The sequence below is a fragment of the Aminobacter sp. AP02 genome (assembly GCF_003148805.1).
GTDB lineage: Bacteria > Pseudomonadota > Alphaproteobacteria > Rhizobiales > Rhizobiaceae > Aminobacter.
The window spans coordinates 12,599-30,554 of sequence record NZ_QGGX01000034.1; the positions used below are offsets into that span (position 1 = coordinate 12,599).

Annotated in this window: 14 protein-coding genes and 3 pseudogenes; 6 read left to right on the plus strand and 11 right to left on the minus strand. The window is 61.6% G+C overall.

Annotated elements, in window-relative coordinates:
* Positions 1-40: 40 nt before the first annotated feature.
* The 3 genes from C8K44_RS25585 to dctP form a co-directional block, all read right to left on the minus strand.
* Positions 41-1,351 carry a TRAP transporter large permease subunit gene (locus C8K44_RS25585; protein WP_109578598.1) on the minus strand — a complete coding sequence of 437 codons (1,311 nt, stop codon included), beginning with the start codon at positions 1,349-1,351 and terminating at the stop codon, positions 41-43.
* Between the two features lie 5 nt (positions 1,352-1,356).
* On the minus strand, positions 1,357-1,872 hold the full coding sequence (locus C8K44_RS25590; protein WP_158282795.1) for a TRAP transporter small permease: 516 nt from the start codon (positions 1,870-1,872) through the stop codon (positions 1,357-1,359).
* 85 nt (positions 1,873-1,957) lie between these two features.
* On the minus strand, positions 1,958-2,962 hold the full coding sequence (gene dctP / locus C8K44_RS25595) for a TRAP transporter substrate-binding protein DctP (RefSeq protein WP_109578586.1): 1,005 nt from the start codon (positions 2,960-2,962) through the stop codon (positions 1,958-1,960).
* A gap of 243 nt (positions 2,963-3,205) precedes the next feature.
* Between dctP and C8K44_RS25600 the strand changes: the two genes are divergently transcribed.
* The 3 genes from C8K44_RS25600 to C8K44_RS25610 are packed head-to-tail and all read left to right on the plus strand — an operon-like array spanning position 3,206 to position 6,904.
* On the plus strand, positions 3,206-4,075 hold the full coding sequence (locus C8K44_RS25600; RefSeq protein WP_109578587.1) for a xanthine dehydrogenase family protein subunit M: 870 nt from the start codon (positions 3,206-3,208) through the stop codon (positions 4,073-4,075).
* Positions 4,072-4,560, plus strand: a complete 489-nt coding sequence (locus C8K44_RS25605) for a (2Fe-2S)-binding protein (RefSeq protein ID WP_199227206.1) — start codon at positions 4,072-4,074, stop codon at positions 4,558-4,560. The genes C8K44_RS25600 and C8K44_RS25605 overlap by 4 nt, the downstream gene beginning before the upstream one ends.
* A gap of 1 nt (position 4,561) precedes the next feature.
* On the plus strand, positions 4,562-6,904 hold the full coding sequence (locus tag C8K44_RS25610) for a xanthine dehydrogenase family protein molybdopterin-binding subunit (protein WP_109578589.1): 2,343 nt from the start codon (positions 4,562-4,564) through the stop codon (positions 6,902-6,904).
* A gap of 93 nt (positions 6,905-6,997) precedes the next feature.
* Here C8K44_RS25610 and C8K44_RS25615 read toward each other — a convergent pair whose 3' ends face one another.
* The 6 genes from C8K44_RS25615 to C8K44_RS25640 form a co-directional block, all read right to left on the minus strand.
* Complete coding sequence (locus tag C8K44_RS25615) at positions 6,998-8,473, minus strand: pyridoxal-phosphate dependent enzyme (protein WP_245417632.1); 1,476 nt, start codon at positions 8,471-8,473, stop codon at positions 6,998-7,000.
* A gap of 9 nt (positions 8,474-8,482) precedes the next feature.
* Positions 8,483-9,691, minus strand: a complete 1,209-nt coding sequence (locus tag C8K44_RS25620) for a diaminopropionate ammonia-lyase (RefSeq protein WP_109578591.1) — start codon at positions 9,689-9,691, stop codon at positions 8,483-8,485.
* Positions 9,692-9,817: 126 nt separating this feature from the next.
* Complete coding sequence (locus C8K44_RS25625; protein ID WP_199227207.1) at positions 9,818-10,501, minus strand: GntR family transcriptional regulator; 684 nt, start codon at positions 10,499-10,501, stop codon at positions 9,818-9,820.
* An 87-nt stretch (positions 10,502-10,588) separates the two neighbouring features.
* Positions 10,589-10,921: a cupin domain-containing protein gene (locus tag C8K44_RS25630; protein ID WP_109578592.1), complete on the minus strand. Its 333-nt coding sequence runs from the start codon at positions 10,919-10,921 to the stop codon at positions 10,589-10,591.
* A 33-nt stretch (positions 10,922-10,954) separates the two neighbouring features.
* On the minus strand, positions 10,955-12,610 hold the full coding sequence (locus C8K44_RS25635; RefSeq protein ID WP_158282796.1) for a thiamine pyrophosphate-binding protein: 1,656 nt from the start codon (positions 12,608-12,610) through the stop codon (positions 10,955-10,957).
* Positions 12,600-13,376 (minus strand): SDR family oxidoreductase, encoded by a 777-nt coding sequence (locus C8K44_RS25640; protein ID WP_158282797.1) that lies wholly within the window; start codon positions 13,374-13,376, stop codon positions 12,600-12,602. Before C8K44_RS25640 ends, C8K44_RS25635 begins: the two co-directional genes overlap by 11 nt.
* Positions 13,377-13,542: 166 nt before the next feature.
* Here C8K44_RS25640 and C8K44_RS25645 point away from each other — a divergent pair, with 166 nt between their 5' ends.
* Entirely contained in the window at positions 13,543-15,000 is a 1,458-nt protein-coding gene (locus C8K44_RS25645; protein WP_158282798.1) for an aldehyde dehydrogenase family protein, read from the plus strand.
* A gap of 936 nt (positions 15,001-15,936) precedes the next feature.
* Here C8K44_RS25645 and C8K44_RS28070 read toward each other — a convergent pair.
* Positions 15,937-16,125, minus strand: a pseudogene (locus tag C8K44_RS28070) (IS110 family transposase); the annotation flags it as partial.
* 202 nt (positions 16,126-16,327) lie between these two features.
* On the opposite strand from C8K44_RS28070, the pseudogene C8K44_RS28075 reads away from it, so the two are divergent.
* Together C8K44_RS28075 and C8K44_RS25665 are read left to right on the plus strand one after the other, a co-directional pair.
* Positions 16,328-16,645: pseudogene (locus C8K44_RS28075) on the plus strand (protein dehydratase); the annotation flags it as partial.
* Positions 16,639-17,421: a CoA ester lyase gene (locus tag C8K44_RS25665; protein WP_109578596.1), complete on the plus strand. Its 783-nt coding sequence runs from the start codon at positions 16,639-16,641 to the stop codon at positions 17,419-17,421. The pseudogene C8K44_RS28075 and the gene C8K44_RS25665, both read left to right, overlap by 7 nt.
* Before the next feature lie 379 nt (positions 17,422-17,800).
* On the opposite strand, the pseudogene C8K44_RS28080 reads toward C8K44_RS25665, so the two are convergent.
* Positions 17,801-17,956 (minus strand): annotated as a pseudogene (locus C8K44_RS28080) (dihydrolipoamide dehydrogenase); the annotation flags it as partial.

Genomic DNA, 17,956 nt, shown 5'->3' on the forward strand with positions numbered 1-17,956 from the left:
GTGGCGGACACAGCACATCGCCGCGTCCGCCTTTACAGGATCAGGGCATCAGGCTCGGAAGCCAGAGCGAGATCTGCGGGAACATGATCATCAGGATCATCAGCGTGATGTTCATCAGCACGAACGGCATGGCGGCCCTATAGATGTCGCCCATAGTGGTTCCCTTTGGCGCGATGCCTTTCATCACGAACAGGGAAAGTCCGGCCGGTGGCATGATGGTGTCCAGCTCGAGATTGACCATCATGATGATGGCAAACCAGATCGGATCCCAACCCATCGCATGCACGACTGGCATGAAGATCGGAACGGTGATGAGCACGATCGAAATCTGTTCAAGGAAGATACCGATGACCATGACCGTGATCATCATCATCGCCATCAGGACATACTGGTGAACCGGCAGCTCGGTGGCCCAACCAGTGATGGCAGTGGTTGCGCCTGAGAAGCTGAGCAATTGGCCGAAGCCAGCCGATCCGGTGAGGATCAGCAGGATCATCACCGAGATGTGCGTCGCCGAACCAATGCCCTTCTTGAGCACTGCCCAGTTCAGCTTTCCGTACAGGAATGCTAGCACGAAGGTCATGAACGTGCCGATCGATGCAGCTTCGGTCGGCGTGGCGATGCCACCGAAAATGAGGCCGACGACGAGAACGATGATCGACACCGGGGGCACAAGATAGAGCGCCGTGTCCTTCAGCTTGCGGCCAAGCGGCACACGCGGCACTTCATAGGCGGGGGCCACATGAGGCTGAAGCGTCGCCCGGATGACGATGTAGGCAATGTACATCGTCGCAAGCATGATCCCGGGAATGACCACGCCGACGAGGACCTTGGCGATGGAAAAGCCGCCGACGCTGGCAAGCACGATTGCGAGCGTGCTCGATGGCATCAGGATTGCCAGGGCGCCGCTACCCAGGATGGGTCCCAGCGACATGGTCTTGGAGTAGCCGCGCCGCTCCATCTCCGGAGTGAGCGTCGAGCCGAGCATGGCAACACTGCCCATGGCAACGCCGGTCAGCATGGCGAGGATCGTTCCCGCACCGACCGCAAGGACCGCGAGGCGTCCGGCAATGAAGCCGAGCCACTGATCGAGTACGTTGATCAACCGCTCCGCGATGCCGGTATGAAACATCATGCAGCCCATGAGAATGAACATGGGAATTGGCACCAGCATGAAAGACGCGATCGAACTGTCGATGCTGAGGATGATCTGATTGAAGCCGCCGCTCCCCCAAAGGAAATAGACGCCGACGAGATTGACGACGATGAAGGAGATTGCGACCGGAACGCCGATCACCATCAGGGCCGCCAGGGCGGAGAAGAACGCGAGTAGGAATTCCCACCATTCCATGATGATCAAGCCTCCGCCGTCACGAATTCGGATTTCAAGACAATGCCCTTCTGTATGCGGAAAGCCCGACGGATGAACTCGATGCCGAGCACCGTGCAGCCGAAGGGGATCACCCAGAGATTCAGAGCGCGGGGGATCTCGAGTTCGGCCGCGACCATGACGCCTCGCTTGATGGAAAGGCCCGTCGCGATGACTGCAAAGTAGGCAATCATCAGGCAGGCGATGGCTCCAACGATGGAGCTTGCGACGCCCATTATGCGCTGGCCTCTTTCGGACAGATTTGACGTCAGGATGTCGATCGTGATGTGGCCTTCATTGCGAAGAACCCAGGCCGCGCCAAGAAACGCGACATAGACCATCATGGTGCCACTGATCTGGTCGATGCCCATGATGCCGTGATTGAACAGCGCGCGCCCGACGACCTTGACCACGGTCGCCAGCATGATCGCCAGAAGCAGGCAGGCAGCGGTCGCCGCCATGACGTCTTCGAGCCGATCGAAGAGATTTCCGAATGTTCTCATGAACATCATCCAATTTGGTGAGGACCCCGGACCACCGTGAAGGATCGACGTGATGCTTCACGGCGACTGCCGGGAAATCGTCTTGCTACTTCGCCAGCAGGCGCTGGGCGGTTTCGAACTGTTCGGCGCTCAGGACCGTCTTGTAGTAGCGCCACAGCGAATCCTTGGCTGCCGTGTTCCAGCGTTCAGCCTCGGGCTCGGACAATTTGAGCACCTGCATGCCGTCCTTTTGCATGAGGCCGACCTGCTCGGCGAGATTCTTGGCGAACCAGGCGCGGGTCCATTCCTGCGTCTCTTTCATCGCCTCGAGCAGGATGCCCTGCGTCTCGGGAGTAAGGCTGTCCCACTTGTCCAGGTTCATGGCGATGCTGGCGCCGCTGCGGTACATCGGCTGATCGATCATGTATTTGGTGACCTCCTGCCAACCGTAGCGGGTGAAGGCATCGGCCACCGGCCAGGTGAAGCCGTCCACAGTGCGGCGATCCATGGCCAGGAAGATATCGCCTGGCGGAAGTGTCACGGACTCGGCACCTGCAGCCTGCACGAAATGGCGGGTGACCGGCGTGACGCGCAGCTTCTTGCCTTTCAGGTCATCGATGCTGGTGACGGGAAACTGCGTGCTGACATAATGAGTGCCAACACCCGGCTCGCCGGTAGCGTGCCCGATGTAGCGAACGCCCTTCGGCTCGTACAGTTTGACCAGGAAGTTATGAAGCTCCGAGCCCGGGCCGTCGTCTGGGGTCATATGCGTCGAAAGTTCGGTGATATCACCGCCAGGCACGACGCCAGTGAAGTAGTTCGGCGCGCCATACCAGACGTCGAACACACCATTGACGAGGGCTTCCGGCTGATCGAATGGCGGGATCACCTCGTCCGCGCCCATGTACTGGATCTTGACCTTGCCTTCGCCAAGACGGTTGACGTTGTCCATGAAATTCTTGCCGACGTCCGCCGTCGGAGAAAAGCCATGCGCCCAAGCGCCGACCATCTTCAGCGTCACGGTATCGTCGGCATGAGCTGCGGTGCCGAGTAACGCAAGCCCAAAGGCTGCTGCACTCAAGCTCCGCGCAAAGCTTCGCATTGCAAACATAGTTCCCTCCCTTGGCAGCCTGCGCTCGACGCAGGCTGCGCTGAACTCGTCGACCCGCCTACAGGTTTCCTCCCAGTCGGCGATGGCTCAGCATAATGCGGAATCCTCGTAGTTGTCTACAATCTTTTTTTCATTGCATACAACTACGGCCTCGCTTAGTTTGCCGATAAGCGGCCGAGACCGTATTGATGGGTTCGGGTGGAGACTCCCTCAGGATTCTCCCCCTTTGTTAAGAGGGAACTGATGAGGCCAGCGTCATTCGAGTATCACCGCGCGACCTCGCTCGAGCACGCGCTCGAGTTGCTGGGCGAATTCGGCGAGAACGGTCGGCCGATCGCCGGTGGCCAAAGCCTTGTACCGATGATGAATTTCCGGTTGGCGCGGCCTGGCCACCTTGTCGACATCAATCGCCTGCCGCTCGATGCGATCGAAATCGCCGGGCCCGTCCTGCGGATAGGCGCGTTGACCCGGCACATCGCCTATTTCGACAATCCCTGGATCGCGCGGCACTTTCCCGCTTTTCTCGACGCAGTCCACTACATCGGCCATCCGACGATCCGACGAAACGGTTCGATCGGCGGCAGCATTTCCCATGCCGACCCAACCGCCGAGCTGCCGGCTATCTCGGTGCTCTACGATGCCGACATCGTCGCTCGCTCGGTCACGGGCGAGCGACGCATCAAGGCACAGGAGTTCTTCCTCAGTGCCTATGTGACCGCGCTCGAACCGGGTGAAATGGTGGTGGCGGTAGAGTTTCCGATTCCGCCGGCGGCATCGACCGGCAGTTTTATCGAACTGGGCGAACGCAGCGGCGACTTCGCAACGGCATCGATCGGCATCTCGCTGGAGCATGGCGGCGGCAAGATCGTTCGGGCAGCCATGGTCTGCTGTGGCGCGGACCTGTTCCCCATGCGGGCCCCGGAAGTAGAGGACTTTCTCGTTGGCAAACCGCTCGTGAACCCGTCAGGCGCCGAGGCAGGCTGCATCTTCGCCGCCTCTATCGATCCGGTCGACGACCACATTGCCTCAGCCGACTATCGCCGCGGTCTGATCGCTGAACTCACGCACCGCGCCATCGAGGCGGCCTGCACCAGAGCGCTGGACAAATCATGATCGACATTACCCTGGAAGTGAACGGAAAAACCAAGACGCTGAGCGTCGAACCCCGACACCTGCTCGCGGATGTCCTGCGCCAGGAGTTCGGACTGTCAGGCGTCCATATTGGCTGCGCCCATGGCGCCTGCGGCTGCTGCACGGTGCATCTCGACGAGACACCGCGGCTCTCTTGCCTCACATTCGCCGCCCAGTGCGACGGCTCGGAGATCCGGACCGTCGAGAGCATCGGCGGGCCAACGGCGGAGCACGCGCTTCAGCAGGCCTTTCGCAGCGAACACGGCCTGCAATGCGGATACTGCACCCCCGGCTTCATCATGACGCTGATGCCTTTCATCGAGGAGATGGTCGAGCAGAAACGTCTGCCCGACGATGACGAGATCCGCGAAGCCATGAGCGGCAACATCTGCCGCTGCACCGGATATCACGGCATCGTCGCGGCCGTCCGCAAGGCGGTTAATCTGGGCCTTGGCGGAGGAATTTGAAATGAAGGCTGATCGTCCCAAACATATCGGCGCCCGCGTCCAGCGCTTCGAGGATACACGCCTGCTGTCCGGCTCGGCGCGCTACATCGACGACATCCGCCTGCCCGACATGCTGCACCTCTCTTTCGTTCGCGCAGACACGGCACATGCCAACATCGTCGAGATAGATACCTCGGCGCTGGCCGATCTCGAATATGCAACCTGGGTGTTCACCGGCAAGGATACCGCCGGGCTGTCGATGAAGGCGCACCAGGACTATCCCGAAATGCAGTATTCCGAGCAGCCGCTGCTGGCTGAGGGAAAGGTGCGTTTCGTCGGCGAACCAGTCGCTGTCGTCCTGGCCGAGGATGCTTACAGAGCCGAGGATGCCGCAGAACTCGTATTCGTCGATTACGAGACCCTGCCCGTCATAGGCACCATGGCACAGGCTCGAGATTCCTCGCTTCCGTCGCTGTTTGACGGCTGGGCCAGCAACGTCATCGTGCAACGCCAGATGAAGGGCGGCGATCTCGAAGCGGCAAAGGCCGCCGCAGCCCACGTCATCAAGCGTACCTACAGCACCCAGCGCCAGGCTGGCGTACCGATGGAATGCCGGGGCGTCGTCGCCAGCTACGACCATGCCGACCGCGTGCTCACAGTCTGGTCGTCGACCCAGATGCCGCATCTGGTACGTACTTACATCTCCGAGGAACTGGACCTGCCGGAATCCCGCATCCGTGTGGTCGCGCCTGATGTTGGCGGCGGCTTCGGGGTCAAGGGCCAGGTGTTCGGCGACGAAGTACTGGTCGCCTGGCTCGCCATGAAGACCGGACGCCCCGTCAAATGGATCGAGGACCGTCGCGAACACCTGATCGCAAGCATCCACGCCCGCGACCATCAACACACACTTGAGGCATATGTTTCGGCCGATGGCCGGCTGCTCGGGCTCAAGGCGGATATCACCGTAGACAACGGCGCCTATTCGACCTTTCCGTTCACCTCTGCCGGCGAACCGGGCATGGTTGGCAAGGTCCTGCCTGGCCCGTATGACTTCCAGGCCTACGAGGCGACATTCCGCGCGGTCGCGACCAACAAATGCGCAATCGGCACCTATCGCGGCGTCGCACGCCCCTCAGCGGTGTTCTCCCAGGAAAGGCTGATGGACGACATTGCCAAGGAACTTGGCATGGATCCGTTCGATTTCCGGCTGAAGAACATTATCCGGCAGTTTCCCTACAAGAACGTGCTCGGCTTCAGCTATGACGAAGGTTCCTACGCGCAATCGCTGGAGCAGATGCAGGCGCTGCTGGCCGAGGACGTGACCGAAGCTGCGGCCTCACGCAGTTCCAGCACCAAGCGCGTGGGCGTCGGTATCGCCTGCTTCATCGAGCAGACGGCGCATGGCACGCCCGATTTCACCCGGCGCCGCGTGCCGATCGAAACCGGCTATATCGCTGCCCGGGTCGAGATGTCGCCAGACGGCGAGGTCACGATCGACCTCGGACTGCAAAACCATGGTCAGGGTCTCGAAACGACAATGGCGCAGGTTGCCGCCGATGCGCTCGGGGTGAACCCTGAGAACGTCTATGTCCGCCACGGCGACACGTTGACCACGCCCTATTCCGTGGGCACCTGGGGTAGCCGCGGCGGCGCGCTGGGCGGCGGCGCCGTCCATCTTGCCTCGCTCAAGCTCGCCGCCAAGCTGAAAACCATCGCTGCCCACCTGCTTCAGGCCAAGCCGGATGAGATCGAACTCGCAAACGGCAATGCCTATGTCCGCGATGCCGTGCAACGTTTCATCCCTATCCGCAAGCTCGCGCGGGCAGCGCTGCGCAACGTCGACCAGCTTCCCGAGGGCATGCAGCCTGGCCTTGAGGCCGAGCAACGCCAGGACGGCCCCAAGGACGGCACCTATTCGAATGCGGTGCATGCTGCCGTTGTCGAAATCGACATACCGACCGGCAAGATGAAGTTGCGCCGGTTTGTCGTGGTCGAAGACTGCGGCACCATCCTCAACCCGCTGGTTGTTGACGGCCAGGTACGCGGCGGCGTGGTCCAGGGCATTGGCTCGGCCATGTTCGAGCATTTCATCTATGACGCCGAATGCCAGCCTCTGACCACCAGCTTTGCCGACTACCTGATGCCGCTGGCGCCTGAGATCCCCAACATCGAGGTTCATCACATCGAGACCCCTACCCCGCTTACACCGCTGGGTGCCAAGGGTCTTGGCGAAGGCGGGGCGATTGGCCCGGCGGCAGCCATCGCCAATGCTGTGGCCAACGCGCTGGACGTCGGCGTCTCCTGCACTCCGCTGAACACCAATGCGATATGGAAGCTCTCGCAGCATCTTCGTGGGGCAGCCTGAGGCCGCCCGCGTTCCAAAGTAGAGGCCAAACGGAAAAGGCCGGCGGAGCAATCTCCGCCGGCCTTTTCCACTTCGCTGGTGTTTGCTGCAGCCTCAGGCAGCAGCGTTGAACTCCGCGATGAGCCTGTCCCAAACCGGCACCATGGCCATCAGGCCATCCCAGAAAGACTGATCGCGCCGGCGTGAAAAATCCTCGAGCGATACACCCTGCTGTTCGACCCAGGTGTAGTAGCCGAGATTGAAGATGCGCTCGCGCTCGTGCCGCGTCAGTTCGAGCATTGCGTCGGTCCGTGCGCCCGCCAAATGCTCACCGAACACTTCCGCGGCCGACAGCGCATCGCACACGCCTCCGAACGAAGCATCCAGAACCTTGCCGAGCTGAGATTCGTACATCGCAGCACCGTCAGTGGCGACCGTCAGGATCGCGTCGTCGGGACCAAGGTCGAGATATCTGGCCAGCTTGATGGCCGCTACGATGTTGGCGATCGACGACAGGCCAAGATGGGAGAAACCGTCGATCGTCTCATCCGACAGACCTTTGCGATTGCGGAGATACTCACGCCCAACCGGATGGTTGAAGAGCAGGTTGAGGCTGTCGGGCGAACGCTCGGATACCCCGATGACATAGTCCGTATTGAAGACATTGTGGATCAACGGCACATGCTTGTCGCCGATACCCTGGATGTTGTGCTCGCCATAGCCGTTGTTGAGCAGCGTCGGACACTCTGTGGCCTCCACGGCAGCGATCTGGCAGCCCAGGCTCTCCTTGAGGTGGTCGCCTGCTGCAAGCGTACCGGACGAGCCGGACGCCGCGACGAACGCCCGCGCCTTGAGCTTGCCGGTCGTATTGACCGCGTTGAAGATCCGCTCCAGCGCCAGTCCAGTCACCGCGCGGTGAGCGATGTAGTTCCCGTATTCGCTGAATTGGTTAAGGATGACATTGCGCGTATCCTTGGCCAGTTCGTGGCAGGCGTCGTAGATCTCCTTGAGGTTGCTTTCGCTGCCTGGCGTACGCAGGATGTCGCGTGGGTCGGCGGTCCATTTTTCCAGCCAGCGGAAGCGCTCGGGGCTCATGCCCTCGGGCAGCACGGCAACGCTGCGCGCCCCAAGGATCGTTGATATGGCAACCCCGCCGCGGCAATAGTTACCGGTCGATGGCCACACCGCGCGCTGGTTGTCGAGATCGAATTGGCCGGTGACCAGCCGAGGCACCAGGCAGCCATATGCCGCCAGCACCTTGTGTGCCGCAATCATCGGGAAGCGGTCGCCGACCGCAACGACGATCTTGGCGCGCACGCCCGTCAGCGCTTCTGGCAGTATGAGATGACACGGCGTTTCAGTCTGTCCGCTCCGGTCAGGCCCGTTGTGCCAGTGCACGCGGAAGAGGTTGAGTGGATCGGCGGCATCCGGATCCACGCGAGCAAGTGCGGTGAGGATCGTTGGGTCGATGGTCTCCGGCCGCGCAAGTTCGGATAGCTTCGGCAGCTTGACGCCGGCTTGCCTGAAACGGGCAGCAGCCCGGCTGCGCACATCGGCATCAACGACGTCAGTTTCAAACAGGTCGCTCATCGACATCCCTCACAAGCCTGCAGCGTGCGCATGAACTGCGGGTGTCGCCGCCCCGTGCAGCAGCGCTTCGTAGAGTTCCGGATCGGTAGCGCCTTCGGTGCCGATCAGAAGGATGCGCGAGCTGGCGTCGAGACCGAGCGTGGCGCGCATCGATGGGTCGCCAGCAGCGGCGATCAATCCCGCAAGGCCGGCAACGCCGGATTCGCCAATTCGCAGCGCAGGGTCCTTGTCAACGGGACGGGCAAGCCTCCTCAACGCCTCGATCGCCGCGTCGTCTGCAACATCGAGGTAATAGTCGGCGCTCTTTTCGAGAATTTCCCAGGCCGTCAGCGACGGCTCGTAACATTCGAGCATCGCCATCACGGTGGCGTCACCGGCCTCGATCGACATCCGTTTGCCGGCGGCGGCACTCACTTGCAGGCAGGCCGCCTTGTCGGGCTCGACGACAACGAGTTTCGGGCGGGACGCCCCGTCGCGGTCCAGAAAATATCCGGCAACTACCGCCGCCAGCCCGCCGACGCCCCCCTGGATGAAGATATGCGTGTAAGGTTGCCTTGCCTGGGCGGAGATCTCGTCCAGCATCAAGGTATAGCCCTGCATGACCATGCCGGGGATTTCGGTGTAGCCCTCCCAGGCAAAGTCGGAGACCGTCGTCCAGCCTTCGCGGTTCGCCGTTTCGCTCGCCTCGGCGACGGACTGGTCATAATTGCCGTCGGTCCGCCTGATCTCGGCCCCAAAGCCCGCAATGGCGTTTTCGCGGCCGACAGAAACCCCGCTGTGCAGGAAGATCACGCAACGGCAGCCGAACATCTGGGCGCCAGCCGCGACAGAGCGGCCGTGATTGCCGTCGGTGGCGCAACACACGGTGAGATCGGCTGCGACCTGCCTGACAGCGTCGGACAGCAACTCGGCTGGTTCAACATCGCGGCCGAGAACCCGCGAAGCATGGTTACGGACCAGGCGGGCGACGGCATAAGCGCCGCCGAGCGCCTTGAAGCTGTAGAGGCCGTAGCGGTGGCCTTCGTCCTTGAGATCGATCGATGCAATGCCCAGGCTCGCAGCGAGACCAGGAAGGCTCTCCAGCGGTGTCGGCGCATAAATCGGAAAGGCGGGAAGAAATTCACGGACGATGGCGGGTGCGCCAACACCTGCAATCGCAGCTTCCGTTGCGCTGAGGGGCATGTTCCGCTTGGCGGAGCGATTCTCGACTAACTTCATTGCGAACCTCATTTGCTCTGCCGGGCACATCTGGCGCCGGACCTTTGGGCAATGCTCTCCGAGAGCCCGCGCGCACGTCTCCGTGCGCCGCAAGCGACGTCGTCATCCAACCGGTTAGGTCGGGGTCTATTCTAGATTTTCGGTCTCAAGTGCGAGCAGCACATCGGCCGCCGCGCCTGCCAGCAGATCGACATGCTGGCGCATCAGGCTGTGCGCGAGTTCTTCGTCGCCGGCCACTATCGCATCGACGATACCCCGATGCTCGATGACGGACTTCGCCATCTTGCGCGGCGTGGTGATGTGGCGCCGATAGACATTGAGCCGGTTACGCAGCTTGCGGCTCTCGACCTGCAGGAAGACGTTGCGCGAACCACGGAAGATCGTGTCGTGTAAGAGGTTGTTGGCCTCATAGAAGCCGTCGTGATCTTCCTTTTCGGCCCTCGCCGCGCACTCGTCGTGCCATTTGCGCATTTCGGTGAGTTCGTCGCGCGTCATCCGCCGGGCGGAAAGACGGGCCGAAAGCCCCTCATACTCCGCCATGATCTGGAACATCTCGATCAGCTCGGCGGTGGTAAGCCGCTTCACCGTCGCACCCTGGTTCTTGCGGATGTCGACGAGGCCGCTTGAGGCGAGATGGCGAAGCGCTTCCCGCACCGGGGTGCGCGAAACCTCAAAGCGGCGTGCAAGCGACTGCTCGTCCAGCCGGTCGCCCGGCTTCAGCACGCTGTTGAGAATGTCATCTTCAAGAAGGCGGATCAGGTTGTCCGCAGACAGCCTGGTTTCCCTCTCGTCATCCATGACTTCGCTCACCGTTTACTCCCAGATCTGCCGCATCTGACGTTAGATGCATCCTTGGCGGACGCGATGCAAGCTTTACGCCACCGATCCCGTTCGGGCTTATTGCTGAATTGTGATGACCAGGTATTCCGCCTGCTGATCAGCCTCGTTGACCGTGTAGTGCGGGTCGCCCGGCTCGAACAGGACGGACTCGCCCGGCTTAAGCGTGAAACGTTCGTTACCCGTGTCGAAGGTCATCTCGCCCTTCACCATGTAGAAAGCCTGCGCCCAGTCTTCATGATGATGAAGATCGCCGCCGCCACCCTTCGGAGCTTTCGAAAGCTGGATGCAGAAGTTGTTGCCCTTGAAGGGCACGATGTCGAGCACATTGAGGCCACCGAAGTGATTGGGCGGTGTGATGCCCGTAGCCGCAGCGTTCTTCCATATGTTCATGCTGTCTCTCCAAAATATCTTCGCGAACGGCGGTTACGAGATGTAGGCCATGTAAGGGCTGATGACGCTGCGCACCGGCACCTGGATCAACGCCGGCTTGCCGCTGGCGATGGCGTCGGCAAGGGCCTTCTGGATGGCATCGGCATCGCGGGCGAAGTAGCCTCTCCCGCCTAGTCCATCGGCAACCTTTGCCCAGTCGCGGCGCGGCAGATTCATCTCGTAGGTTTCGCCGAAGCTCTGCTCCTGCGGCAATGCGATAGCACCCCACATCTCATCGTCGAGCACGACGATGATGAATGCGCGACCGTAGCGCTCGGCGGTATCAAGTTCCGAAATGTGGAACCCGACGCCACCATCGCCGACGAACACGATTACGGGCGCATCCGGATGGGCAAAGCTCGCGCCCGCGCCATAGGGAACCTCTGCCCCAAGGGCGCCGGACTGGCCGGCGCGGAGATAACGGCCGGCTGCCGGAATGCGCAGCCGCGCATCCGCCCAGAAGTCGATATTGCCGTGCGAGGTGACGAAGATCGAATTCTCCGGCGCGGCAGCGCTTACGGCATCGATCGCAGCGATAGGGTGAATGCCTGCGGCGTCGCCCTCGCCCAACTGGGTCTCGCGCTCGCTCTGCCAGCCTTTGACCAGACCGTCGTTCCAGGGCCGGTCGATCTGCAAGGCCGGCATCTCGGCAAAAAGATCGAGAAAGCCTGCAGGCGACGCGGCAATGGCGATATCAGCCTGCTTGTTGCGATGTAACAGTTCCTGGTCGGAACAGACCTGGATGATGCGGGCGTCCGGGCCAACCGTGTCGCCGAATTCGAGGTCGAACTCGAAATGATGGCCGAGCAACAGAATGCAGTCCGCTTCCTTCATCGCCCGCCGCAGCGTGGCGTTGCACGGCGCGTAGGCAGGTCCCATCCAGCGCGGGTGCCGCTCATCGACGATGCCGCGCGCAAGCCGCATCGTGGCGAAAGCCAGGCCGTGCTTTTCGACCACTTCCGCGATCCGATCGGATCGATCCCAGAACAGTTCGTCACCAAGGACAAGCAGCGGCCTCTTGGCTTCCGACAGCAGCGCGCGAGCTGCATCGGCGTCACGTGCAGGCACGCCGGGAATGCCGGGCATCGGCGGACACGCGCTGGCCACCTGGGTGCTCAGTGGCGTCGACAGAATGTCGGTCGGCACCTCAAGGAACACGGGGCCGGGCCGGCCAGCCCACATCTTGCGCCAGGCAATGTCGAGATATTCCTGCAGCCGGTTCGGATCGGTGCAGCGCGCCGCCCATTTGGTGACGCCCTTCATGATCGGCAGAACGTCATAGGCCATTCCCGCGCCACGTTCGGCCGACTTGGTGCCGGCCTGGGCACCGACGATGATGACCGGCGTACCGGCGAGCATCGCAACGAGCCCCGGCGTGACGGCATTGGTAACGCCAGGTCCGAGCGTGACGACCGCGGCACCAGCCTTGCCGGTGACCCGTGACTGGGCCTCGGCCATGAAGCAGGCTGCAGCCTCGTGGCGGGCATGGATGAGCGGAAGTCCCTGATGCGCACAGGCGCGATAAACCGAATTGATCGGCCCGCCCGATACGGAAAAGATGTTCTGCACGCCGACGGCCTTGAGCCAGGCGACGACGGCTGCACCGCCGTCCATGGTTTCGCTCTTGGTAGGCTGGTTCTTAGTAAGCACGAGATTTTCCTCCGTCGAGGGCGATGGCCGTGCCGGTAATGAAACCGGCCCGCTCGGAGGCGAGCGTGGCGACAATCGCACCGAAATCATTGGGGTCGCCGAACTTGCCGACCGGCACTTCTTCAAGCCACAGCGCTTCCGCTGCCTTGCGGTCCAAACCATCCCGATCCATGCTCGACTGGATAAGATACTCCATGCGGTCGGTCGCAAACGGCCCCGGACAGAGGCAGTTCACCATGATGCCTTCATGGGCGAACTCGATGGACAGCGACTTGGCCAACCCGACCACAGCCAGGCGCACGGAGTCCGACAGGACCATGTTGGGCTGAACCACCTTCACACCGACTGTCGTGATGAAGATGATGCGTCCCCAACCGCCGGCCTGCATATGCGGCAGCACCGCGTGGGAAAGCTCGACGAGCGGCAACAGGCTCTCATTCAGTGCCTGCTCCCATCCGTCGCGTGAAACGCTGAGGAATGGTCCGGCAGCAGGACCGCCGGTGTTGCCGACAAAAATGTCGAGACCGCCGAAATTGGCCACCACTTCGTCGACCGCCGGCTTGAGCGTCGTGCGGTCCGTCAGATCCATCTTGACCGCAATTGCATCGGCAGCGCCCGCATCGAGCAATTCGCGCACAAGATCCTGCATCGCTTCGGTGTTGCGTCCCGCGACGGCAACCCACGCACCCTCGGCGGCTAGCGCCAGGGCAGAGGCCCTCCCAAGCCCGCGGGAAGCGGCTGTAACCAGCGCGCGCTTACCTTTCAAACCTAGCTCCATTTGGCCCCTCACTCCCGTCTTTCGATGGATTCTGGCTACCAGCGTGTAAACACGTTGTCAATTACTGTAGACAATCTTTTTTGTTTTGCATACAACAGCAGCGGAAAAGTTGCCAATCCGGCAGCGCCCCGAATGCCAACCCATGGAGATTCACGTGACTGACCGCGCCTTCATTCCAATCGTCGTCGGCAATAAGGTTCTCAACGAAGGCTCCGACGGCGTCGGCCAGTCTTTCGACCCGGCAACGGGCCTGCTGGTCGCCGAGTTCGCACGTGCCGGAGCAATTGAAGTCGATATGGCAGTCGCCGCAGCGCGCGAGGCATTCGATAATGGACCCTGGCGGCGCATGCGGCCGTTCGAGCGTGGTCGCATCCTGCACCGCATCGGCGAGTTGATGCTGCAGCGGCGCGACGAGATCGCCCGAAAGGAAAGCATCGACAGCGGCAAGCCCCTGCGCGACTCCTATTGGGAGGTCGACTGCTCGGCCCGCTTCTTCGAATTCTATGGTGGTGCAGCCGACAAGCTGCATGGCAGCTCGATCCCGCTTGGGCCCGACTGGTCGGACTGGACCGTCAAGGAGGCGATCGGCGTCAGCCTCCACATCATTCCGTGGAACTACCCCTTCCAGCTCATTGCCCGCGGCGTGGCGCCGGCACTCGCCGCCGGTTGTGCCGTCATCATCAAGCCGTCGGCCGACACGCCTGTCACTGCGTATGAGTTCATGAAGATCTGCCAGGAGGCCGGCCTGCCCGAGGGCCTGGTCAATCTGGTCAACGGCCGCGGTTCCGTTGCCGGCGACCTGCTCGCCCGCCACAAGGGTGTCGACCAGATTACCTTCACCGGTTCCGTGCCGACGGGCGAGCGCGTACTGGTCGCGGCCGCCTCGCACGCCATACCCTGCAACATGGAGCTCGGCGGCAAGTCACCGCAGATCCTGTTTGCCGATGCCGATCTCGACAAGTCGCTGCCGATCGTGGCCGGCGGCTTCCTCACCCATTGCGGTCAGGTCTGCAACGCCGGAACCCGGCTGTTCGTCGAGCGCTTGATCCACGACCGCGTCGTCGACAAGCTGCATTCCCGCATCAGCGCGATGACGCTCGGCGCCGGCATCGACGATCCGGACATGGGGCCGCTGATCAGCAGGGCGCACAAGGGCGATGTCGAGCGCTATTACGACATCGCCCGCAAGGACGGCGAACTGCTGCTCGGCGCCGATCTGCCGAAATCGGCTTCACTTGCCGACGGCGCCTTCGTCAGGCCGGGCCTGGTGGTCGGCGCCAACAACAGCACCCAGATCGCACGTGAGGAAATCTTCGGTCCAATCCTGACCGTCATTCCGTTCGACACCGCTGAGGAAGCCGTTGCCGGCGCCAATGACTCGCCCTTCGGCCTCGTCGCTGGCGTCCACACCACCAACATCAACAAGGCGCTCGGCGTTGGCGAGAAGCTGCGCGTCGGCCAGGTGTGGATCAACTCCTTCGGCGCCGGGTTGGACGTTGAGTTTCCCTTTGGCGGTTTCAAGCTGTCGGGCTTCGGCCGTGAAAAGGGTCTCGAAGCACTCTCTGCCTACCAACAGGTCAAGAACTTCGCGATCCATCATCCGCTTGGCTAATGCTTGAGGCGTTCGGCGACTGAGGGCAGTTATGCACTGCAATATGGCGAGGCCCTCGGCCGGCAGCAGGTACTTCTGGATATAATGAAGGCCGCGCTAACATCCAACATACGGCAGCGTGGATTTCTGACAACAAATCGCAGGCGAGATCACTCGCCTGCGCCGCTCGCCTGATTAGGCCGGCACTTTACGTTCGCGGCACATGGACTCTGGGTGTGACGCAGCGCCTAGCTTGGCGGCAGTAGATCTTTACAAGCACCCTTCGTCGGCATTGATGGAACCGCGCGTGACCGCAGGTAGCGCAACGGCCTGGCGGCCTAACTCGCAAGCCGTTCAAGAGGCGTTGGATGTGCTGGTCGATCGGCGGTCAAAGCGCCTTCTACATCCCTGATCTTCTCACCTCTACCAGCGCGCCAACTAAGGGAGCGGCTACCGCGTGCATGCACAGGCATTGAAATGCCTCACATAAACTGTGCTGTATGCACACGACCAAACGACATGTACGGAAAAACGCAAGCCATGCCAATGGCTTAACGCGTTTTGGGCAGGCGCTTTTATCTCGCCCTCTTATTTGGGGTCGAGTTTTTGCAAGTCTTCGCCATCGTCGGTTCTCCTCCATAACAAGTAATCGTGCTCTGTTCCACGCCAGGCCGGCAAGGTTTGCGTTGTGACGAGGGTCTGATACGCCGCGCACTCTTCCGTGCTCTGCAACGGGATGGCTGGACCGCACGAGAGCGGATTTCGAACCGTCGCTGCACATGTCGCTATCGGATTTACGGGGCAGCATCACAGGCATTCCTGCGTGGTCCGCGCAGTGCGGCCACAGGCAAGATATCGTGCTTCCCGTTGTCCTGGTCTGTATCATTCCTCTGCCGCTGACGCGGACCTCCTTGAGCTGTTCGAGCCGTCAGCCGGCTGGTGATGAAGCGGTGATGATCATGAGTTCGCGAGGCCCAGGCGTTGCAGTTTGGCAGCATTCGCCGCGGCAACGTCCGGCGCCGATGCGTCGGGATCGCCGACATAGAAGGTACCGTCGCGCCACATCGCATGCATCACGGTGGCGAGTTTGCGGGCTACCGCGACCCGCGCCTTGGCGTGGCATTTCGTCTTCGCGAGCTTCAGTCCTCGGCAATCTAACTCCCGCCGACGTCTACTTCGGGCGCGGCGATATCATCACGCTGGAAAGGGAAAGGATCAAACGCCAAACCATCAGACAACGCCGCTTGCTTCATCGAAAAGCGGCCGCCTAATATGAAAACCCTGATGGGCCAGAGCCTCCGTTAGCTCACGCCGCCAACTGTCCCAAAAACCATGACGACGGACAAAGCCGACATCGACGCTGCTCTTCCGTTATTCGGCGCTGACCTTCAACGGCCACCGGATTCACTACGACGCGCACTATGCACACGAGGTCGAGGGTTATCCCGGCCTTGTCGTCCATGGTCCGTTGCAGGCCACGATGCTTGCCCATCTCGCAGCCGAGATTGGTGGCCGGATGCCCGCTCATCTTTCTTTTCGCAGCCTGGCGCCGATTTTCGATGAAGCGGATTTCACATTGAATGCGTCAGCCAACGGCCACCGGCTAAGGCTCTGGACGGCCACCGTCGGAGGGCCAGTGGCGATGGAGGCCGCTGCAGAATGGTGAATATCGACCTGATTCGTGCGCCGCTTTTTGTGCCCGCTAACCGACCCGAACGCTTCGCCAAGGCCGCCGCTTCGGGCGCGGATGCGGTGATCCTCGACCTAGAGGACGCGGTCGCGGACAACGCGAAGGAAACAGCCCGCGCAACCCTTGCCTCCGATTTTACGGATGTCCCAGTGATCGTACGGATCAATGGCCATGGCACGGTGTGGCATGAGCGAGATGTGGCTGCCGCCGCCAAGCTGCACCTGGCCGCTGTGATGGTGCCCAAGGCCGAGGACCCCGCGGTCTTGTCATCGATATGGCAGGCTCTCGGCGGGCTGCCGCTAATCGCGCTAATCGAAACAGCGCGCGGCGTCGCTGCCGCGCGATCCATTGCCGCCGCGGTGCGGCTTGCCTTCGGCTCGGTGGATTATTGCGCTGATCTAGATTGCGCCCATCTGCGCGAGGTACTGCTGCCGGTGCGCTCTGAACTGGTGTTGGCCTCACGTCTGGTAGGCATCGCGGCGCCCATCGATGGGGTGACCTTACAACTGGACGATGCCGGGATAGCCCATGATGACGCATGCCATGCGCGCGACTTGGGATTGACCGGCAAGCTCTGCATCCATCCTAAACAGATCGCCGGAGTCGTACGGGCGTTCTTGCCTTCCCCCGCGGAGGTCGACTGGGCACAGCGCGTGCTGGCTTCCGGCGACGGCGTGGCGCTGATTGACCGGATCATGGTCGATGAGCCGGTACGCATACGCGCTCGGGCGCTTCTTGCGCAGTTCGAATGATGTCGCGCGCCGCCGATGCTGAGCGCGGCAAGCTCGTCGGTAACGGCCCCGACGCATCACGCAATCGGCTCAGCTTCACGATAGCGGGCCGTCCGCCCCCGCGATGAGCTTGCCCATTCCGGTGCCGCTCGTGCGAGTTGTAGACGGCTTCGGCACACTTGCACGGAAGACAGAGTTGAGAGAACGGTTTCTCATAAGGAGCTTTACGAGACAGGTCTGTTTCAAGTCCATGATTAAAGTTGCTGCAGATCACGGCGTTAGCGGATGTCGCAACCGAAGCCAACGACCAGCTGGTGCCGTTGCCAGCAAGATGAGCCGGACCTACGGCTGACGTACCCGCTACAATTACCCCGTCGTGTCAATTCGACTTAAGCCCTAGTTATTTTTTTCGATCCGACGGCAGGTCTGTACATACGCCCTCGGCGACTTCGGCTGCCATGCCGATGGTCTCGCCGAGTGTCGGATGTGGATGGATGGTCTTGCCGATATCGATCGCGTCGGCACCCATCTCGATCGCCAGGCAGATCTCGCCGAT

Excerpts from the sequence above, each read along its gene's own strand:
- C8K44_RS25585 (WP_109578598.1), bottom strand. The coding sequence starts at position 1,351 with ATGGAATGGTGGGAATTCCTACTCGCGTTCTTCTCCGCCCTGGCGGCC.
- C8K44_RS25590 (WP_158282795.1), bottom strand. The coding sequence starts at position 1,872 with ATGAGAACATTCGGAAATCTCTTCGATCGGCTCGAAGACGTCATGGCG.
- dctP (WP_109578586.1), bottom strand. The coding sequence starts at position 2,962 with ATGTTTGCAATGCGAAGCTTTGCGCGGAGCTTGAGTGCAGCAGCCTTT.
- C8K44_RS25600 (WP_109578587.1), top strand. The coding sequence starts at position 3,206 with ATGAGGCCAGCGTCATTCGAGTATCACCGCGCGACCTCGCTCGAGCAC.
- C8K44_RS25605 (WP_199227206.1), top strand. The coding sequence starts at position 4,072 with ATGATCGACATTACCCTGGAAGTGAACGGAAAAACCAAGACGCTGAGC.
- C8K44_RS25610 (WP_109578589.1), top strand. The coding sequence starts at position 4,562 with ATGAAGGCTGATCGTCCCAAACATATCGGCGCCCGCGTCCAGCGCTTC.
- C8K44_RS25615 (WP_245417632.1), bottom strand. The coding sequence starts at position 8,473 with ATGAGCGACCTGTTTGAAACTGACGTCGTTGATGCCGATGTGCGCAGC.
- C8K44_RS25620 (WP_109578591.1), bottom strand. The coding sequence starts at position 9,691 with ATGAAGTTAGTCGAGAATCGCTCCGCCAAGCGGAACATGCCCCTCAGC.
- C8K44_RS25630 (WP_109578592.1), bottom strand. The coding sequence starts at position 10,921 with ATGAACATATGGAAGAACGCTGCGGCTACGGGCATCACACCGCCCAAT.
- C8K44_RS25665 (WP_109578596.1), top strand. The coding sequence starts at position 16,639 with ATGGTGAATATCGACCTGATTCGTGCGCCGCTTTTTGTGCCCGCTAAC.